Annotated in this window: 21 protein-coding genes and 3 pseudogenes; 6 read left to right on the forward strand and 18 right to left on the reverse strand. The window is 70.1% G+C overall.

Annotated elements, in window-relative coordinates; genetic code table 11:
* On the forward strand, positions 1-165 hold a 165-nt coding region (locus tag AV521_RS31830), incomplete at its 5' end, for a universal stress protein (protein WP_179023529.1).
* A gap of 74 nt (positions 166-239) precedes the next feature.
* Here the strand turns inward: AV521_RS31830 and AV521_RS31835 are convergent.
* From AV521_RS31835 to AV521_RS31850, 4 genes and pseudogenes are all read right to left on the reverse strand, one after another.
* Positions 240-686: an OsmC family protein gene (locus AV521_RS31835; RefSeq protein WP_076093273.1), complete on the reverse strand. Its 447-nt coding sequence runs from the start codon at positions 684-686 to the stop codon at positions 240-242.
* Positions 686-1,867 carry a site-2 protease family protein gene (locus AV521_RS31840; protein ID WP_076093275.1) on the reverse strand — a complete coding sequence of 394 codons (1,182 nt, stop codon included), beginning with the start codon at positions 1,865-1,867 and terminating at the stop codon, positions 686-688. Before AV521_RS31840 ends, AV521_RS31835 begins: the two co-directional genes overlap by 1 nt.
* 247 nt (positions 1,868-2,114) lie before the next feature.
* Positions 2,115-2,606 (reverse strand): pyridoxamine 5'-phosphate oxidase family protein, encoded by a 492-nt coding sequence (locus AV521_RS31845; RefSeq protein ID WP_076093276.1) that lies wholly within the window; start codon positions 2,604-2,606, stop codon positions 2,115-2,117.
* Between the two features lie 56 nt (positions 2,607-2,662).
* Positions 2,663-3,184, reverse strand: a pseudogene (locus tag AV521_RS31850) (PEP/pyruvate-binding domain-containing protein); the annotation flags it as partial.
* A gap of 382 nt (positions 3,185-3,566) precedes the next feature.
* Between AV521_RS31850 and AV521_RS31855 the strand changes: the two are divergent.
* Complete coding sequence (locus tag AV521_RS31855) at positions 3,567-4,277, forward strand: CBS domain-containing protein (RefSeq protein ID WP_076093521.1); 711 nt, start codon at positions 3,567-3,569, stop codon at positions 4,275-4,277.
* A gap of 36 nt (positions 4,278-4,313) precedes the next feature.
* Positions 4,314-4,904: a hypothetical protein gene (locus AV521_RS31860; protein WP_076093523.1), complete on the forward strand. Its 591-nt coding sequence runs from the start codon at positions 4,314-4,316 to the stop codon at positions 4,902-4,904.
* Positions 4,905-5,647: 743 nt separating this feature from the next.
* On the opposite strand, the gene AV521_RS31865 is transcribed toward AV521_RS31860, so the two are convergent.
* The 7 genes from AV521_RS31865 to AV521_RS31895 form a co-directional block, all read right to left on the reverse strand.
* Complete coding sequence (locus tag AV521_RS31865) at positions 5,648-6,982, reverse strand: Dyp-type peroxidase (RefSeq protein WP_076093278.1); 1,335 nt, start codon at positions 6,980-6,982, stop codon at positions 5,648-5,650.
* Positions 6,983-7,010: 28 nt separating this feature from the next.
* Positions 7,011-7,949, reverse strand: a complete 939-nt coding sequence (locus AV521_RS31870; protein WP_256725748.1) for a hypothetical protein — start codon at positions 7,947-7,949, stop codon at positions 7,011-7,013.
* Between the two features lie 103 nt (positions 7,950-8,052).
* Positions 8,053-8,682, reverse strand: coding sequence for a hypothetical protein (locus AV521_RS31875; protein WP_256725749.1), 630 nt, complete (start codon positions 8,680-8,682; stop codon positions 8,053-8,055).
* A gap of 28 nt (positions 8,683-8,710) precedes the next feature.
* Entirely contained in the window at positions 8,711-9,229 is a 519-nt protein-coding gene (locus AV521_RS31880) for a hypothetical protein (RefSeq protein WP_076093283.1), read from the reverse strand.
* 240 nt (positions 9,230-9,469) lie between these two features.
* Entirely contained in the window at positions 9,470-10,153 is a 684-nt protein-coding gene (locus AV521_RS31885) for a CBS domain-containing protein (RefSeq protein ID WP_371917085.1), read from the reverse strand.
* Positions 10,150-10,608: a Crp/Fnr family transcriptional regulator gene (locus tag AV521_RS31890; RefSeq protein ID WP_076093525.1), complete on the reverse strand. Its 459-nt coding sequence runs from the start codon at positions 10,606-10,608 to the stop codon at positions 10,150-10,152. Before AV521_RS31890 ends, AV521_RS31885 begins: the two co-directional genes overlap by 4 nt.
* A 238-nt stretch (positions 10,609-10,846) precedes the next feature.
* Positions 10,847-11,116 carry a hypothetical protein gene (locus AV521_RS31895; protein ID WP_076093285.1) on the reverse strand — a complete coding sequence of 90 codons (270 nt, stop codon included), beginning with the start codon at positions 11,114-11,116 and terminating at the stop codon, positions 10,847-10,849.
* 150 nt (positions 11,117-11,266) lie between these two features.
* Between AV521_RS31895 and AV521_RS31900 the strand changes: the two genes are divergently transcribed.
* Together AV521_RS31900 and AV521_RS31905 are read left to right on the forward strand one after the other, a co-directional pair.
* A complete protein-coding gene (locus AV521_RS31900) occupies positions 11,267-11,761 on the forward strand; it encodes an HPP family protein (RefSeq protein ID WP_143658685.1) in 495 nt (164 codons plus the stop codon).
* 140 nt (positions 11,762-11,901) lie between these two features.
* The gene (locus tag AV521_RS31905) at positions 11,902-12,099 is read left to right on the forward strand and encodes a hypothetical protein (RefSeq protein ID WP_076093289.1); all 198 of its coding nucleotides are present in this window, start codon (positions 11,902-11,904) and stop codon (positions 12,097-12,099) included.
* Positions 12,100-12,141: 42 nt separating this feature from the next.
* Here the strand turns inward: AV521_RS31905 and AV521_RS31910 are convergent, their stop codons facing one another.
* Entirely contained in the window at positions 12,142-12,681 is a 540-nt protein-coding gene (locus AV521_RS31910) for a GNAT family N-acetyltransferase (RefSeq protein WP_076093291.1), read from the reverse strand.
* A 189-nt stretch (positions 12,682-12,870) separates the two neighbouring features.
* A complete protein-coding gene (locus AV521_RS31915; RefSeq protein ID WP_076093293.1) occupies positions 12,871-13,431 on the reverse strand; it encodes a GNAT family N-acetyltransferase in 561 nt (186 codons plus the stop codon).
* 137 nt (positions 13,432-13,568) lie between these two features.
* Here AV521_RS31915 and AV521_RS46870 point away from each other — a divergent pair.
* Positions 13,569-14,065 (forward strand): annotated as a pseudogene (locus AV521_RS46870) (transposase); the annotation flags it as partial.
* A 299-nt stretch (positions 14,066-14,364) separates the two neighbouring features.
* Here the strand turns inward: AV521_RS46870 and AV521_RS31925 are convergent.
* The 5 genes and pseudogenes from AV521_RS31925 to AV521_RS31945 all read right to left on the reverse strand — a co-directional run bounded on the left by AV521_RS31925 (position 14,365) and on the right by AV521_RS31945 (position 17,627).
* Positions 14,365-14,865 carry a hypothetical protein gene (locus AV521_RS31925; RefSeq protein ID WP_218639384.1) on the reverse strand — a complete coding sequence of 167 codons (501 nt, stop codon included), beginning with the start codon at positions 14,863-14,865 and terminating at the stop codon, positions 14,365-14,367.
* Between the two features lie 137 nt (positions 14,866-15,002).
* Positions 15,003-15,272: an SHOCT domain-containing protein gene (locus tag AV521_RS31930; RefSeq protein ID WP_218639385.1), complete on the reverse strand. Its 270-nt coding sequence runs from the start codon at positions 15,270-15,272 to the stop codon at positions 15,003-15,005.
* Between the two features lie 220 nt (positions 15,273-15,492).
* Positions 15,493-16,009: pseudogene (locus tag AV521_RS51310) on the reverse strand (heavy metal translocating P-type ATPase); the annotation flags it as partial.
* A gap of 425 nt (positions 16,010-16,434) precedes the next feature.
* Positions 16,435-16,674, reverse strand: coding sequence for a hypothetical protein (locus AV521_RS31940; protein ID WP_076093301.1), 240 nt, complete (start codon positions 16,672-16,674; stop codon positions 16,435-16,437).
* A gap of 221 nt (positions 16,675-16,895) precedes the next feature.
* Positions 16,896-17,627 (reverse strand): MgtC/SapB family protein, encoded by a 732-nt coding sequence (locus tag AV521_RS31945; RefSeq protein ID WP_076093303.1) that lies wholly within the window; start codon positions 17,625-17,627, stop codon positions 16,896-16,898.
* Positions 17,628-17,650: the final 23 nt, after the last annotated feature.

The raw sequence follows: 17,650 nt of genomic DNA on the forward strand, positions 1-17,650 counted from the left end.
GGCCGTGCCCGCGACGTCCTGATCGCCGCGTCCTACGAGGCCGACCTGCTCGTCGTCGGCGCCCGGCGTCGGCACGGTCACTTCGGGCTCCAGCTCGGCCGTGTCGCCCACGGCGTACTGCATCACGCGGCGTGCCCGGTGGCCGTCGTACCCGAGCATTCCTGATGACCCGCATGACCTGAGCGGACCATGATCCAGCGCGGTGCCGAACGGTGCCCGTGCTCGACCCGGAGAGACAGTCAGCCGAACTCGACCACGACCTGCGGTGTGTGCCGCAGTGTGTTGTGGACCGTGCAGTGGTCGATCACGGCACGCAGCGCCTCGCGGCGCGCCTCGCTCAGCTCCGGCGGCGCCGTGACGTGCAGGCGCACGGAGCCCACGCGGGCCGGCCGGTCGTCGGCCATCGTGAACTCGGCTGTCACGCCGAGGCGTTCGGCGTCGAGCTGGTGCCGTTCCAGGAAGCGCGCCGCGTAGTGGGCGACGCATGTGGCGAGGGAGACGACGAACAGTTCGACGGGTGTGGGGCCGAGGTCGTCGCCACCCGCTTCGAGCGGCTGATCGGTGACGAGGGTGTGGCCGCGCATCGTCACCCGGAAGGCTTGGCGCCCGAAGTAGTTCACCTCCACACGACCAGGCGGCAGCGGCAGGGGAGCGGGCGGGACGGCGGGCAGGGTCGTGTTGGTCATCACGTCTCCTTCGAAAGCTCCGGACGGTGCTCGGGCGGCCCGTCGGGACCGGGACGCGTGGCGGTGGTGGGCCAGGCCAGGGCGCGGGTGATGTCGGCGACGGTGAGGATGCCGACGAGTCGGCCGCGGTCGAGGACCAGGGCGCGACGTGTGGGGCTTTCCTCCAGACGAGGAAGCAGGTCGAGCACGGGCTCCTCAGGAGTGGCTGTGACGACCTCGCCGAGTGGGCGCATCACCTCGTGGACCGTCGTGTGCGCACGGGCCTGCGCTGGTGTCGCGTCCACGCGCCGCACGGTGAGCAGGCCGACGACCGAACCGTCTGCCGCCAGGACCGGGAACGCCGAGTGCCGGTACGGGCCGAAGGGCCCTTCGGCCAGGAAGTCGGTGAGCGTCGCCGTCGCCTGGACGGTGACCGGGTCCGGTGTCATGACGGGACCTACGGGGACGCCGTCCAGCAGGCCCCGGATCTGCGCCTGCCGGGCCTCGGCGGTGGCCGCCGTGATGAGGAACCAGCCGATCAGTGCGGGCCACAGGCCGGCGAGGTCACCGGCGAACAGCACGTCCGCGAACCCGGACAGCACCATGAACCAGCCCAGCACCCGGCCCGCCGCCGTCGCGCCCCGAGTGGCCCGCAGCCGGTCACCGGTGCGGTGCCACAGATACGCCCGTAGCAGCCGGCCACCGTCCAGCGGGGCGGCGGGCAGCGCGTTGAACACGGCGAGCAGGACGTTGATCGCGGCCAGCCAGGTGACCGCCTCGACCACCAGCCCCGACGTGTGCAGCGCGTTCAGTCCCACAGCGATGCCGCCCAGCGCGGCACCGGCCAGCAGACTCGTCAGCGGACCCACACCGGCGATCCGGAATTCGGCGGCCGGAGACGGAGCTTCATCCCGCAGCCGGGCGGCACCGCCCAGCATCCACAGCGTGATGCCCTCCACCTGGACGCCGTTGCGCCGCGCGACCACGGCGTGCGCCAGTTCGTGAGCGAGCAGCGAGACGAGAAACACGACAGCGGTCAGTACGGCGAGCGCCCAGTACGCGAAGGCGGAGTGACCCGGGTGGGCGGCGGGGAACCGGCCGTGCGCCAGCGCGACAGTGACAAGGCTGATGATCACCAGCACGCTCCAGTGCAGGCCGATCCGGACACCGGCGATCCGGCCGAGGGACAGTGTCTCGTCCATGAACCTCGCCTCACCTTCCGGCTTTCGCTGAGCGGTCTCGCATGACACGGAGCAGGTCCGCGGCACCTTCAGCGTGCGGCGGTAACCGTCCGGGCTGGAGGGGCCGGTCGGCTCTCGTCGGGGACAGGTCGGCCCCGGCACGGCCCGACACGGCTGAGTAGGCCGGGCGGGACCCTTCTCACCCGGATCGTTGTCGAGCCGGCGAGAGCGACTGAGCCGGTGTGGGGCGAGGTGAGCCCGCACCGCCTCAGCCGCGCCCCCGTCCCGTCTGCTGGTCGTGCTCCCGTGCCTCACCCGCCTGCGTGAGCATGTGGATGAGCATCACACCCGTGACCAGTTCGGGATGGATACGGACCGCTTGGTCCAGTCCCTGCTGCGGTGCCCAGGGGCGCAGCAGGGACCGCACCCGGGCCAGTTCGTGGGGATCGGTGACGAGGCGGGCGTACCCCGTGACCACCACGCTCCAGCCGAGGTGCGTGTCGGGGTCGATGGCGTCGGCCTCATAGGCGACCACCACGCCGGTGCCGTCGCCCTCCTGCGCCGGGGAAGCCAGGGCCGCGCCCTCGCGGGTGCGGATGACGATGTCACCGCCGTCCATCACATGGGCGACCGGGCGGACGGTGGGCAGCGCCTGCAGGGTGAAGACGATCCTGCCCAGTGACACGCTGCTCAGCAGCCGCAGGGCCTCGGCCCGGTCGAGCTCGATGCGGTGGGGTGTCGGCTTGCTGTCACGCATCATGGCTGGCTTCTTCATGGGTGTCTGGCTGCTGTCCCCGCCGACCTCGGTCGGCCGAAGTCGGACACGTCCAGGTGCAGGTCGTCCGGTGCCTCGCGGGCCTCTTTGAACAGGGTCGTAGCTTCGTCGAACAGGGCCAGGTCGACGCCCATCACCGTGCTGCCGTACATCTGGACCAGTCGGCGGTAGGAGTCCCAGGCGAACCGGTCGCTGCCGGAGACCTTGGCGAGGCCGAGCACGCAGGCGTCGTTCAGCCCGATGTCCAGGACCGTCTCCATCATGCCGGGCATGGAGAACCGCGCTCCGGAGCGTACGGAGATCAGCAGCGGGTCGTCGGACTGGCCGAGCAGCCGCCCGGCGGCTCTCTCCAGCGCCGACAGATGCCGGGACACCTGCGCGGACATGCCCTCCGGCTCCTCACCGGTGGCCAGGAAGGCGCGGCACGCCTCGGTGGTGACGGTGAACCCGGGCGGCACCGGCAGGCCCAGCCGGGTCATCTCGGCCAGATTCGCGCCCTTGCCACCGAGCAGGTCGGCCAGGTCCTGGTCCCCGTCCTGGACGTCGTACACATAACGGACCATGGCGGCACTCCTCGACAGTGCGGTCTCCGTACGACTCCAGCGTCGGCCGGGACCGGACAGCGGGGGAGGTGCCCACGGTCCCCCGTACTGGGCCGATCGGCCCGTGCCGGGGCGGTCGCGGCGGCTCGACGGTCGGCGCAGTGGGTTGTGCAACACGGCCGATCGGGCGGATCAGCTCGGCGGGTTCCTGGGAAGGCAGGAGTCCGCAGAGCGGCGGCACGGTGCTGGACTGACACGCCCCGCCGTCCCGAAGCCGGCGTTTCCCCAAGGAGCTCGGGCCGACGGGGGTATCGGCTCGGGCCCATTCGGCCCATGACTCGGGCAGTCCGAGGCCGCAGCCTGAAGGTGTCCGATGACGGCGGTCGAGCCCTTGGAGGGCGCCATGAACGGCACTCCGACGGTTGTGAACGACGTAATGGCCCACCGGGTCGTCGCCCTGCGCACCGGTGCGGTCTTCAAGGACATCGTGCAGGCCATGCAGGAATGGCGGGTCAGCGCACTGCCCGTGCTGGACGACGCCGGAGTGGTGGTAGGCGTGGTGTCCGAGGCCGATCTGCTGGCCAAGGAGGAGTTCGGCGACGGAGACATCGGGCGCTACGGGCAGTCGGCATACCTCGCGGACGTGCGCAAGGCGGACGCGGTGACCGCGGGCGAGCTCATGACCGCCCCGGCCGTCACCGTGCGGCCTGACGCCACTCTCGCTCACGCCGCGCGCATCATGGCCCGCAGCCGGGTCAAACGGCTGCCGGTCGTCGGCCACGACGGCACCCTGAAGGGCATCGTCAGCCGCTCCGACCTGCTGAAGGTCTTCCTGCGGGACGACGAGGACATCGCGGATGAGGTGCGGCGCGAGATCGTCGTACGGCTCTTCGGCACGCACGCGGACGCGATCCGGGTCGACGTGCAGGACGGAGTCGTCTCGCTCGCCGGGCGGGTCCGCGAGACCGTCCTGATCACGCTGGCGGCCCGGCTCGCCCGGGCGGTGCCGGGCGTCGTCGACGTGAAATGCGCACTGACCGGCCCGCCGCGCCACCCGGACCTCGACCCCGACCTCCCGGACGTCCCGGACACCGGCCGGGCCCGCACGGCCTGAGGCAGATCCGCCGGCGCAGGACAGGCGGTGGCGACGATGGCTCCGACACCTTCCACGACGGTCACCCCGGTGAGGCTGTGGCACTGGCGGCCCAACCCGCTGCGGCGGCACAGCGACGTCGTCGAGGGCTGGATCGTGCTTGCCATCTGGACACTCGCGGTTCTCGCCGGAGTTGTCGCGGGTGTGCTGGCGGCGCAGGCCGTCGACCGGCCGACCCGGGTGCACGCGGTGTCCGCCGTACTCACCGACGACGCGGCGCGGACCCCGGTCGGCACGGGTGGATACGACGACGGTCGGGTGTGGGCCGCCGTCCGCTGGACGGACGCGGACGGCTCGGTCCACAAGGGCCAGGCGAAGTTCTTCCCGGGCGCTCCGGTGGGCACCCGGATCACGGTCTGGACGGACGCCAACGACCGGGTGGTCTCCGCCCCCCTCACCGGTGGTGCGGCGACGCTGCAGGCGGTCATGGCGGGCGTCCTCGTCGCCCCGTCGGTCGGCGCCACGGTCTGGGGCGGGGGACGGGTGGTCCGCGCCCGGCTCATCCGGCGGCGCATGGCCGAGTGGGACGAGGAGTGGCAGCAGATCGGACCGCAGTGGGGCGGACCTGAGTGGAGGAAGCTCCGGTGATCCACGGCTGGTTGCCGGGCGGGCCTGCGGCGGAGCCGGCAAAGGCACGTCGAGCCTGGACCACACCAGGAGGCCGACGTCGGCCCGGCCCGGTGCGCCGCGATCTTCCATACCGGCGGGCATGGCGTCGCACGCATCCGTTCCTACGGCCGTTGGAGCACTTCGCCGGCCGCTGAGCAGCGTGGCGATGGTCAGGGCTGCTGCCAGGCCGCTGAGCAGGATGGCGGGCCGGCCGTCGAAGGCGATGCCGATCGTGGCGGGTGCGGCACCGGTGTTGCCTACCGAGGCGATGCCCCGCATGGTGGTTCGCCGCACGGCCGGGCCTGTGGCCATGGCCAGGAGCGTTCCTACGATGAAGGCGGCGGCCGAGAGCAGGAACCCGGTGAGGCGGGCAAGGCGAACCGGGGAGCGCGACGACGTCCCACCAGTTGCCGAGCAGCATGCCCGTCAGCACGATCAGGAACGTCACGTTGGAGACGGACGCTGCCGTGGCGTGCCGTGACTGTGCGGTGGGCGTGGCGTAGGGGCGGTGTAGCAGCAGGCCGATGGCACATCGGGGCGGTGAGGAGGCCGCCCGCGCGGAAGCGAAGACGATGCAGCCGACGGAGCGGCACGTCGGTGATGACGTCCCACAAGTGCCGATACGGTGGAACCCAGGCCTTCGGCGAACATGGTGGCCGCGATGAGGATGACGGTGACCGCGTTGAGCACCAGGTGCAGCGTCTCCATCGGCTTCTCCACTGTCAGTCGTGGAGTTCGCCGAGCCAGCGCAGGGCGGTCAGGCTCGGCAGGAAGCAGTACTCGCCTCCTCGGGTGACGACGAACCGGGGCAGCGGGGCGAGGCGGCGGCGCAGCGGCCGCTGGGGAATGGTGAAACCGGCGGACCCGTCGTGGGAGCCGGTGACGGGGTCTTTGGCGTCGTTCGCGCCGAAGAAGACGCCGTCGTTCATCCATTGCGACTGGACGAACTCGAACTGCCGCCCGATGTGTGCGCCGACGAACGCGAACATGAGGCCGCGGTCGGCTCCGTCGTCCTCCAGTACCCCCTCGGGCAGCGGCGGACCGTAGACGGCGCCGCGCCGGATCATGCGGTGCAGCCGTACTTCCCCTGCTACCGCGGCATCACGAGGGTTGGCCCGGCGGATGTGACAGCCGCCGGGCGTCTTGAAGCCCATCGGATCGTCGCCTTCGTACAGGAAGGTGTTACGGCGGTGAGCGTCGGCGCCGAGAGCGGGATCGTCGTGCTCGGGAGCCAGCGCCAGGGGAGCGCCGCTGCGCCAGCGCCCCATGATCTTCGCGGCGATCAGTTCCTCGTCCTGGGGCCCGGTGGAGTTGTCCTTCAGATACCGTCGGAACTCGGCGACGTTCTGATGGAGCTTGCGGAAGACCGCGTAACTGCCATTGCGTCCGAGCACGGTCGGCTGTGGACTCTGGACGCCGCCGAGTTCGTCCCGGTAGCCGATGACGAACTCGCCTGCTTTCAGAGGTACTTCCAACTGGTTGGATCCCGGTATGCCGCTGCCTTCGACGGCCGGATGGCTGACCCCGTCGCGATAGCCGAAATGCTCGGTCTCGGTGGGCAGCGCGTAGCAGTCCTGGCGCCATGTCGCCGTCACGCCGGACTGCCCGTCGTACGCCGGGCGGGCACGGTCGACGGCCGCCTCCAGGCGCGCGGGGTCGGGCGCGACCGCTGCGAACACCACGTGCACGTCGGGGCTGCCCAATGGCCTTTCCCAACGCTCCGGACTGCTCTCGCCGACATCGCCCAGCGTTCTGGCCCGGGCGGCCATCCCCTGCCTGAACTCCCAGGCGAGCGTGTCCAGTGAGGCGTGTGGCACCCCCAGCGCCTTCAGGCCGGGACAGGTGATGGCCACGCTCACCCACGTGTCGCCCAAAGGGCTGACCGGATCCGCCGCGGAGGTCACCGCCGTACTCGCCCGCCGCATCAACTCCCGTCCCGCATCCCGGTCGTCGATGCGGAAGACGAGATAGGTCGCCGCATAGGGCGTCGGTCGTGGGCTGAGGACCCCGCGCTGGATATCGTCGAGTTCCAGTCTGTCGTCCGCGTGCACGCTCACGGTTGACCTCCTCGCGGCTCTCAACGCCCTACTTGGAGACGAGGTTGCGCCAGAAGTTCCGCAGGCTTTCGTCCCCGCCGAACAAGGAGCTGAAGATCGTCGAGTCCGCCAGGAGCAGGTCGGCCGCGCGGTCACCGCCGGAAGGCATCGACAGGAACATGTTGAACTCGGTGTTGCCGGCCTCGGTGAACGGGTGCGGCCTCGACATGTCGATCGGCTGCCTGGCCAGCACGTGTACGGCGCCCGGTGCGTCGGTCGTCACATCGTAGTGCGGCAGGTGCATGTGGAAGTTGAAGTTCGTCACGCCGTCCAGCCAGCCCTTCGGGTCCAGGTCCCGGACCGTGGACAGCGGGACGATCTGATTGCCCTCGCGCGTTGCCGGGCGCAGCCCGTACCGGTTCATCACCGGTACGCCGAGGCCCCGCATCAAGTCCCTTACGTAGGTGGCGAATCGCTGTTGGCGGGGGACCAGGGGATCTCCGTGGTGGCGGTATTCCATCTCCCGTACCGTCGGGTCGTCCGATGCACCCACGTCGTGGTGCGGGCCCAGGACGATACGGGCGTCCTCCCGGGCGAGGAACGCACGCAGGGCCTCGATCTCTCCGGGTCGGGCCTCCTGCTCGGTGACCGCGTGGTCCAGGCCGAACACGAACAGGACGTCGGTGTCGTCGAGCACCCGCTCGTCGAGCGGGGTGAAGAAACCTGCCTGGTCGATGCGCTGATACACCGGGACGGGGTGACCCGTGACCTCCTCGACGAAGTCCTGGAACGGCACCCAGGCCCAGAAGAACAGCTCCAGCGACCCTGCGATGCCCTGCTGGAACCGATAGGGATCGGACCACTGCGGGTCCTCATAGGCCGGCCACGCCACCCGCCTGACCTCGGTCATCGTGGAGAAGCGGTTGTCCAGCTCGGCCGTATCGCGACCGGCCTCGGCCGGATAGCTCCACGAGACGTAGATGCTCACGCGCCGCCCGCCAGGGGTGTACCTCCGCGGAATGTGCCTCTGGTTGTACGTGCGCGCGGTCCTGACTTCACTCATTGCAACCGTCTCATCGCCTCTGACCGTCTCACTGCATCTGGTCGAGCATCTCCGACAGGGAGTTCTTGATCCGCAAGGCCTTCTTGATCTCGTCCGCCGTCACATACGGATACTCTCCGTACTCGATGAAGCTCGGACAGTGGTGTTCCCGTACGAAGCGCACGAACGCGTCGGGGTTCGTGCGCCAGTCGTCGGGAAATCCTTCGAGGTTCTCGAAGGCGGTGCTCACACCCGCCTTGCTGAAAAGGGCGACGGCGTCCTCGGTGTACTTGTCGAAGTCGGTGTCGAAGATCCCCTGATACATGAAGCGCGTGTCGTCGTCGAAGAGAACCCAGCGCAGATAGTGCAGCTTCAAAGGCGCGAGAAGGTACGGATCCTGCTCCAGCGCCTTGGCCAGGGTGTAACCGTACTCGCGCATCGTATCGGCCCTGCCCGGTTTGACCTTCGCGACGATGGTGAACCCGTAGCAGGCGGGAGTCCTCGGAAAGACGGGGCCGTACTTCCCCTGTTCCAGTTGGTCGGTTTCCTTTGGGATGACGACTGCCTGCGGTTTGATCTCCATGTCCGCTCCTTCCGCATTCCAGAGGCGGGACCGGGCCATTTCCAGCGTGGCACCCGACGACTGGGTGCGCCTGCTGAGCGGGCGGGGGTTGATCAACGGTTCCGACCGCGACGATGTCAGTGCGTCAGTGCGTCAGCGCGACCTTGAGGACCACGACGAGCAGGCCGAGCACCAGGTTGACCGCCGCGGCGGTCACCACCATGCGGCCTGTGGCCCCCGCGCGCCTGGTAGCGACCGTGGACCAGCCGACATGACCGGCCAGCGCCACGCCCAGGGCAAGCCACGCCGCCCCTCTCGGACCGATGCCCAGCAAGGGTGTGACGGCTACGGCCACGGCCGGTGGAACGGCCGCCTTGATGATCGGCCACTCGGCCGCACACACCCGCCGGATCTCCTCGCCGTTCACCGGAACGTACATGATCCGCTCCCCGAACAGCCGGGCCAAGACATGCGCGGCCCAGAACACCACCGCTGTGCCGAGCAGCAGGAGAACGAGGTGCAGCCGCGGAAACGAACCGAGCGAGGCCCCGAGCACCACCGAGGCGGCGAGCAGCGAGCCATACACGGCCCCCGCGTAATCCCGTCGTTCCGCGACGTCCCCGTCCGCCGGGGGCGGGCCCTGTATGGGAGGCTGACCTTCCATGTTTCCAGTGTGGCCACGCCTGTTGCCCACCGCACGGCCACAGGCCTTGGCCAGCCTACGGGGGGCGGGGGCAGGCTCCGGGTGATTCCCGCACTAGGCTGACCGAAGCGGCTCGGTGATCACACTCGTTGCCGACGGCCGCACGTGCCGTGCCGTGCCGTGCCGTGTCGGGGACCGACGACAACGCCGCAGATGGGCGCGTCGGCCCCCGCGTCTGCGGCAGGATCCATCGGACAGGCCCTAGCCCTCACCGGCCGCAGTGAGTCGGCAGTCCACGCCCACCACGCCCTCGACGCCACGCACCAGGCGGGCGGCGAGCGATATCCGGGAGGCGTCCTGGACCCGGCCGGTGAGCGTCGCGACGCCGTCGACGACCGTGATGTGCACGGGCTCGACCGGAGCCGGGAACAGTACGTCGATGACGTCGCGCCGGATCTCGTCGGCGAGGTCGTTGTCCGGGCGCAGGAACACCTTCAGCAGGTCGCCCCTGCTGACCACGCCTTCGAGCAGGCCTTCGGTGTTCACCACGGGCAGCCGCTTGATGTGCCGCAGCGCCATGATGCGCGCGGCCTCGGCGAGTGTGGCGTCGGCGTGCACGGTGACGGCCGGGGCGCTCATCAGCTCCTCGGCGGACACAGCCCCGGCCTTGGACAGGTCGGACAGCCTGCGCCGCTGGGTCAACCGGTCCGGATCGCTGTCCCGGAACTCCTCCTTGGGCAGCAGGTCGGCCTCGGACACGAGCCCGACCACCCGGCCGTCGCCCTCCAGCACGGGAAGTGCGCTGACCTGCCACTGTTCCATGCGCTCGACCATGTCCTTGAACTGGGTCCTGCGGCCCACGGCGACGACGGCACGCGTCATCACGTCGCCCACCCGGTGCGGGCTGTCCTGCAGGGTCTCCTCCTCACGAGATCGTGTGGTCATACCAGGCCCCCGCTGCCGTAGGGGGCGTACAGGTCGAGCAGGCGGATCCGGGAGGCGTGCAGTCGCTGGGCGACCACGCGCCCGACCCAGACCGCTACGGCCCGGCCGAACTCGGCGTCCTCGGCGCACAAGGACCGCACGGCTTCGGCGTCGAACTCCCAGGCCCGCACGGGGCTCGTCGCCTCGCCGCCCAGGTGCCAGCTGTACGGCGCGAAGTGCCAGGACCAGCCGATGAGTTCGCCATGACCGAGGGTCTCGATGACGGCGGCCCGGCGGCCGGGCACGTGCAGGTCGAGGGCGACGGTACCGGTGCGCACGATCCAGAAGCGGTCGGCGTGTCGGCCCTCGTCGAACAGGCGGGTCCCGGCCTCGAAGGAGACCTCGCGGGCGAGGTGCATCAGCCGTTCGCGGTGCATGGGCTCAAGCGCCATGCTCATGGTGGTGGCGGAGGTCATCGCACCGGCTCCCTTCATGACGTGTGCTTCCAGCCTTACCGCGCCCGGCGCCCGGTACCACGGGCCGCCAGGGCCCGACCGGGGGCCCTTCGGCCCATGTCACGGAGTCCGCCGCGCCTCACGCTGGAGGTACGCGGTAGGAGAGACGCATGACCGAGCGGGAAGGGCGCCCTCGCTTCTCGCGGGTCCAGGAGTCCGTCGGCCCTCAGCCGCTCCGGCAACCCCGCGATCACCGTCTTTACGGCGACGGTGCCGGGCCGCAGCAGGGCCGCATGCTGATGACGTCGGCGACCCGGGCCCGGGCCCCGACGGCATTCAAGTAGGTCTCGTCCTCGGTGAGTTCCACGGCGCGGCGGACCTCGGGACCGTCGAAGTGACGGGTGACGCGCAGGCTCAGGTCGTGGAAGACCTTGAGCATGTCATGGTTCAGGTCGGTTGCTTCAGGACGCTGTCTCTTCAGCGTCCAGGCGGGTGACCTGCGCAGACAGCGGCTCACCGGGTACGACACCGGGCCGAGTGGCCCCGTACTCCGGGGCGGATGTGGGGCGAGTGGTATGTGCCGGGGCCATGCGGCCCCATGACAGAGGGCACGGGCGGGACGAGCGTGAAAGAGTACGCGACGCCGCGCTGACGCCGCCATGCAGCAAGGAGGGCAGCCGTGAACGAGCAACCAGTGGTGCGGAGCCTGATGGATGCCGCCCCGTACGCGATCAGCGAGGACGAGAGCGTGGTCATGGCCTGGGAGGTCATGGAGAGGTCCGAGCAGCGTCAGCTCCCCGTGGTCCGCGGGGACGGCTGCTGTTCCGGACTCCTGGACCGTGCCGAACTCGCCGTGGTCTGCGCGGCAGCCGCTACAGCACTGTCCCGTCGCAAGGTGCGCGACCTCGTGCACGCCCGCCGGACCGTCACGGTTCACCCCGAGGACTCGGCCCTGCGCGCGGCAGCCGTGATGACGCAGGAGGACCTGGACGCCGTGCCGGTCACGGATCCGCACGGACGGCTGGTCGGTGTGCTCACGGCCCGTGACTACGTCGCCTCCGCCGCAGGTCTGCCGAGCGGGGCCAAGCCTGTCGCCCAGGGCCCCGCACGCGCGACCTTGCCGGGACTGCCGCCGCGCCGTGCGGCGCGGGACCGCGGAATCGTCATTCCGTAGTAGGCGGCCCATGAGGGCCGCTCGGCCCCGTGGGCGGGACGGATCGCGCATCTCGGAGTCGCGATCGTCCCGCAGTACCAACGTGGTGTCGTGTTCCGCTTCGGGGAACTGCCTAATGTACGGGACCGGATATCCGGTTCATGATCCCGCCGGTGGACCGGATGTGGAAGGCCACCCTGCGCACGGTCACGCTGTCGATCCCGTCCCTTCAGGTCATCACCTGGGACAACGTCTCCATCGGCGTGACCGAGGTTGCCGACTGTCGCCAGAACGCAGCACAGGGGCTGCCCGGCGGGGCTGCGGGACAGTTCCGGCAGGCGCTCGACGTGGGCGCCTGACGAGGCTCCAGTTGCTCAGGAACCAAAGACTTGTCACGTCGATCACGGTCTTGGTTCGCCGCCGGACCGCTCCGCGCGGAGCATGGAGAAGATCACCTGATCGTGCCACTGGCCACCGCGCCACTGCGCGGAGCGCAGAACGCCCTCCCTGACGAAGCCTGCCTTCTCCAACGCGCGCTGCTCGGCGATGTTGGCGCAGTCGGTCCAGGCTTGGAGCCGTTCCGCCCTGGTGTGGTCGAAGAGGTACTCGGCCAGCAGTCGCTGGGCCTGGGTGCCTATGCCGCGGCCGTGCGCGGCGGGCACCAGGCCGATCGCCAGGGTCCAGCAGGTGGAGGTGGCGGGCCGCCCCCAGGTGCTGGCGAACCACTCGACCCGGCCCACCGTCCGGCCCGCCTCCGCGACGGAGAGCACGCCGCCGTCGGGGCTGAGCAGGCCGGTCTCCGCGAACTGCCGGCGCAGGCCGGCCGGTGAACCGAAGCCGAACCACTGGTACTTGCCGACCCCCTCCGGCCCGTTGAACTCGCGTTCGAACAGATCGAGATCGTCGGCGGTCACCGGGCGCAGCGTGATCTCATCGGACATGGAACGACTCCTGATCCTCTCGACCACACGGTTCGACCTCGTATGGCCGGCGTGGGCAATGGCGTCCGACTCTTCCACACATCAAGCCGCGCTCCGGCAGGACGCCCGACGGCGCGCACCCGGAAAGACCCGCCGGGCAGGCCCTGGTGCGCCCTGGTGCATGGCCCGAGCAAGACGCCTCGGCGGCGGTCAGTCCGATGGCGGCGGACTGTCGTGCAGGATCCGCTGGAACAGCCGGTGATCCCGCCACTCCCCGTCGATGTGCAGATAGCGTGGAGCCATGCCGATCGGCTCGAAACCGTTCTTCTCCAGCACACGTTGCGAAGGCACGTTGTCGAGGAGCGTGGTGGCCTCGATGCGGTGCAGGCCGATGACGTTGCGGGCCGCGTGGCAGACGCTGGCCACAGCCGCGCCGGCCAGCCCCCGGCCCTGCCGGTCGGCGGCCACCCAGTAGCCCAGAGATGGGCTGCGGAAAGGCCCGAAGACCAGTCCGGAGAGCGTGATCGTGCCGACAATCGAGCCGTGGTACTCGAACACCCAGGGCACGACACGGCGTTCCGTGAATTCCCTCAAACGCTCGGCGATGCGCTCGGCCTGCCCCGCGACGGTGAAGGAGCTGTCCGGTCGGCGAGGTTCCCAAGGGGCGAGATACTCCCGGTTCGCCACATACGCAGCGTGCAGTGCCTCCGCGTCGTCCACGGAGACAAGCCGCAACACGGCGCCGTCCGGAAGTACTTCAGGAGGAATGATCGCAACAGGGCACTCTAGTACTGCGGCAGTACTCGCGGTGGCTGCTGGCCAGATCGGTCGTTGGTGTGGCCGGGGGAGGGGACCTTGCTGGTGTCAGGGCGTGAGCCGGAGAACTGACCATACTTCACGAGCGGTTCATGCACCGGTTCAACAGGTCGGAGCCGTGTGAGTCGGCGCTGAATCTGGTCGAGTGGGACGCCGACGAGGTTCTCGATGGCGTGCGTGACTACATCGTCGAGCATCTCGTGGACCCGGACGCCGTCCTGATCGTGGACGACACTGGCTTCGTGAAGAAGGGGCCGCGGTTGGCCGGCGTGCAGCGGCAGTACTCCGGTACGGCTGGCCGGACCGAGGACTGCCAGATCGGCGCCTTCCTGGCATGTGTGGCTTCGGCCGAGGCGATGGTCCGCCGTGCCATCGCAGGCCGGATCCCGTTTCGCTGGGTGACCGCGGATGTCGCGCACGGCTTCAGCAAGGGCCGGCGTCCGAGCTGGTGCAGGCCGATGTCTTCCACGTCATGGCCTCCACGCCATGGCCGACACCCGGCACGACACCCACCCCCCGCGGGGCGATCGACCACCCTGTCCACGGCCTGTTCACCGGCTTTGCACGTCAGAAGTGGAAGCGTCGATCCTGAGGCGCCGGGGGTCGTGGTCCCGGCTCGCACCGCCATACGACCTTCGCCGACATCAGACGCCAACGCCAAGCCCGCACCAGCCACTAGAACGTCGCGGGCACAGTCCATGAAGCTGCCCAGCACTCAGCACAAGCACGGGTGCAGTCCTGGGCCTTGTGCGCGAAGCGGGGCGCCGGGCACCACCCCGGCTGCTCACAACGCTTCGATGCCGACAGCTTCCGAGTTCCTAGGCCCTCCAGGCGCCAACGCGTACGTTACGGCGTGAACTAGGCGACGGCCGCTCAACGGTCTGCCGCTCATGGGCGCTCCTGCATCTTGATGAAGCGGCCGTGCCAGGAGTGGTACCAGATGTCCCCGGTGGTCGCGTTGACCGAAAGCATGCCGACGATGTGGTCGTCGTGCAGAGTGTGCAGGGTGTAGTAGCCGGGGAACTGCTCGGGTTCTGCGGCGCGCAGACCGGTGCGGTGGTCACGGAGCCACTGGTCTGCGATCCGTACCGCCTGCCCGGATCCGACCTTCACGGCACCGGGCCAGGCGCCGGCGGGCATCATGCCGTAGGCGGTGTTCCACATCATGGCTGGACCGATCTCCAATCGGACCGTGCCGCTGCCCGGGTCGACGAGTACCTCGGTGGCGTCCTTGCCATGGGAGTCGAGGAGTTGGGCATAGTAACCGTTGCTGAACTGCATGACCTCTCCGACCCGCAGGCTCCAACGGTCGGCGAAGCGGGCGGCGGCGCGGCCGGCATCGGCCAGGCTGTGCACCGGTCCTTCGCGAGAGACCACGTCCGCCGTCATCGCCGCACGGCGGGGCGACGCGGGCCCGAGTCTCCCGTGCCCCGGACCGGCGCCTGCCACCCACATCAAGGAGGCGAGGAGCGCTGCCACAGCGGCGATCAGCACGGCCGTCGGCATCCGGCGCCCGCGCAGCCCTGTCACTGTGGCCTCGGCCGGTGGGCGGCGAGGCGTTCGCGGGCCTCTGCGTATGTGTCCGTGTCGATTTCTCCCGAGGCATAGCGACGGTCGAGGATCTCCTCCGGGGTCTCCTGGCGCTCACGGCCTTCCCAGCCCTGGCCGGGACCGGGGGTGCCGCCGGACGAGCCGTGCGTCAGGCGGATCACGGCCCATACGGCGAGGCCGATCAATGCGATCCACAGCAGAGGCATGAAGGCCATCCAGGCCCAGCCGCCTCCATCCCAGTACATCACCGCGACCACCTCCACCTGCGAGGTCTCGAACAGCGCCTTCTTCGTTCATGGTGGGCCTCGGCCGGGCTAGGACACCAAGGGCTCATCGGTCCCGTTTCTGGGCCACTCGGTACCTCTTGCCGTTGGGCGGTCGGAGCCACTCCCGGGGTACGGACGCTGACGAACGTCACGGCGCTCTCATGACCTCGCTCAATGGAGCGGGACCTCGCCTGCGTGGGCCTCTCCTCCGAGCGACTCGACGATCTGGGGTGGCTGTACGACCGGAGAGGCGCTCCATATCGGTGTGGGCGCGGCTCATGGTGGCCGCCGCCTCGGGACCGCCGAGCGTCGGTGCGAGGGCGGGGTAGAGCTTGTGTTCCTCGGCCTACTCGTGCGGCAGGAGCCGTCAGCAGCCGGTGTGTCTCCTCCACGGCTGTCAGGGCTGGGGCGCCGGAACTGTCGGAGAGGCGGTCGGCTGCGTCGCGTACGGAGTCGAGTACGTCCTGGAGGCCGTCGTGTTCTACGGCGAAGGTGAGCGCGGGTCGCGCGGCCCGGTCGACGCGCAGGGCGTTGAAGATGACGGCGGCGTCGATGCCCTCCTGGAGCAGTCCCGCGCTGGCCGCGCCCATGCCGGCCAGGACATGAGCATGCCGCCGAGGGCGCTCTGTACGGCGATGTGCCGGGCGCGTTGGGCGATGGGGACGGCGTCGGTGAGGCAGTCGACGCGGGTCGGTGGTCAGGACGATGTCGGCGGAGCGCGGTGCGTGGTCCAGCAGCGCACGTAGATCGTGGGAGGCCCGCCGCTGAGCGGCTGCTTCCACGGTGTGGCCGGTGGCGGGCATCAGTGCGCTCAGCGCACCGGCCAGGGTGCCGCTGAGCGCGAGTACGGCGATCACATCTACGCCCGCGTGCCCGTGGCGCAGCGCGGTGAGCATCCACCCGATGGCGGGAACGACGGCCGACAAGGTGCCCAGCCTCCAGAAGAGGTCGGCGAGATCGCCGGTACCTGCGAGCCGTGCGGACGCTACCGCCGAAGTCAGGCGCCTCAGCCGTGTGGTGAGGGCGCGGTAGTTCATGGCGTACCTCCGTCCTCGGTCTTCCAAGGTGGGGCAGCCCCATCGGTACCAGACCAACTGCGCGGCCACCCCCGCCGAGCCGTCTGTATGGCCCTGAAGCAGGGTCATACGTCCTCTCTGACCGACACCCGGGCGCGCGATGGCTGGACGGGATCGAGCCACCGGTCCCGGCGCCGGACAGGCGGCTGGTGGGCGGTGGGGCAGGGGCCGTGGGGGAGGGGGCGGTCGACGTCGTCGGCGAAGGCGCGCGGGGCGGAGGTGGCGAGGCGGGCGGCGCCGTCGGGGTGGCGGCGGCAGGCGCCGAGGGCGGGCAGCAGAACGGTACGACGGCGGAGGCGGGACATCAGACCGGGGTCGGCATGTCCGGCGGCCCACCCACGAAGTCCTCGGCCGGTGGCGGGGGCCGCACTCGCGGGCACTGAGGCGCCCAGGGCGGCGAGCAGGCGGCCAGGGCGGCGAGCATCTGTGCCGTGTCGTTTGCCGTCCTGGCCTCGCACCGGGCCGATGTCCCAGGGCCGCGAGGCCCGTTTCCGGACCCGCGGCTGGAGTGCGCCGCCCTGGTGTGTCAGGCCAGCGCCCGGGGCCGTTCCCCGTCGGACTCCTCGTCGTCCGTGTGCCAGTGCAGGTCCCGCACACCTGGCTCCAGGGACAGACGGGCGATGACTTGTTCCAGTGCGGCGGCGACATCGCCGTTGATCACGACGGTGGTGTGCAGGCTGGTGGTGTCCCCTTCGCGGCGGGCGCGCAGTCCGGCGGGGGCGAGCGCGGAAGCGGCCAGGGTCTGCAGCAGCAGCGCCCGCAGGTGGGTCTCGGCCTTGCGCTCGCACACCACGTGCACGGTGGCACGGATGCTGACGTCGGGATCCGTGCCGGCGGCCGGTGCCCGGTCCAGCAGCCGCCCGGCCGGCCGCAGCAGCAGATGGACAGCAAGCACCACGACCGTGCCGAGTACGGCCAGGGCCAGGCGCCCGGACGCGGCCAGTACCCCGACGGCGGCCGAACACCACAGGGTGGCGGCGGTGTTCAGGCCCCGCACCCCGGCGCCGTCGCGCAGGATCACCCCACCGCCGAGAAACCCGATCCCGGACACCACGTACGAGGCGACCCGGGTGGGGCTGCCCGCATCACCGACGGTCTCGCTGTACAGGACGAACAGAGTGGCGCCGGTGGCGACGAGGGCGTTGGTGCGCAGGCCCGCCATCCGGGCGCGCCACTGCCGTTCGACGCCGATCAGCGCGCCGCAGGCCACCCCGGTGGCGAGCCGGGTCACGAAGTCGACGGTGGTCAGGGCGTGCATGAGGCACCTCTTTCATCTCCCGG

This window comes from Streptomyces sp. IMTB 2501 (genome assembly GCF_001953885.1).
GTDB lineage: Bacteria > Actinomycetota > Actinomycetes > Streptomycetales > Streptomycetaceae > Streptomyces.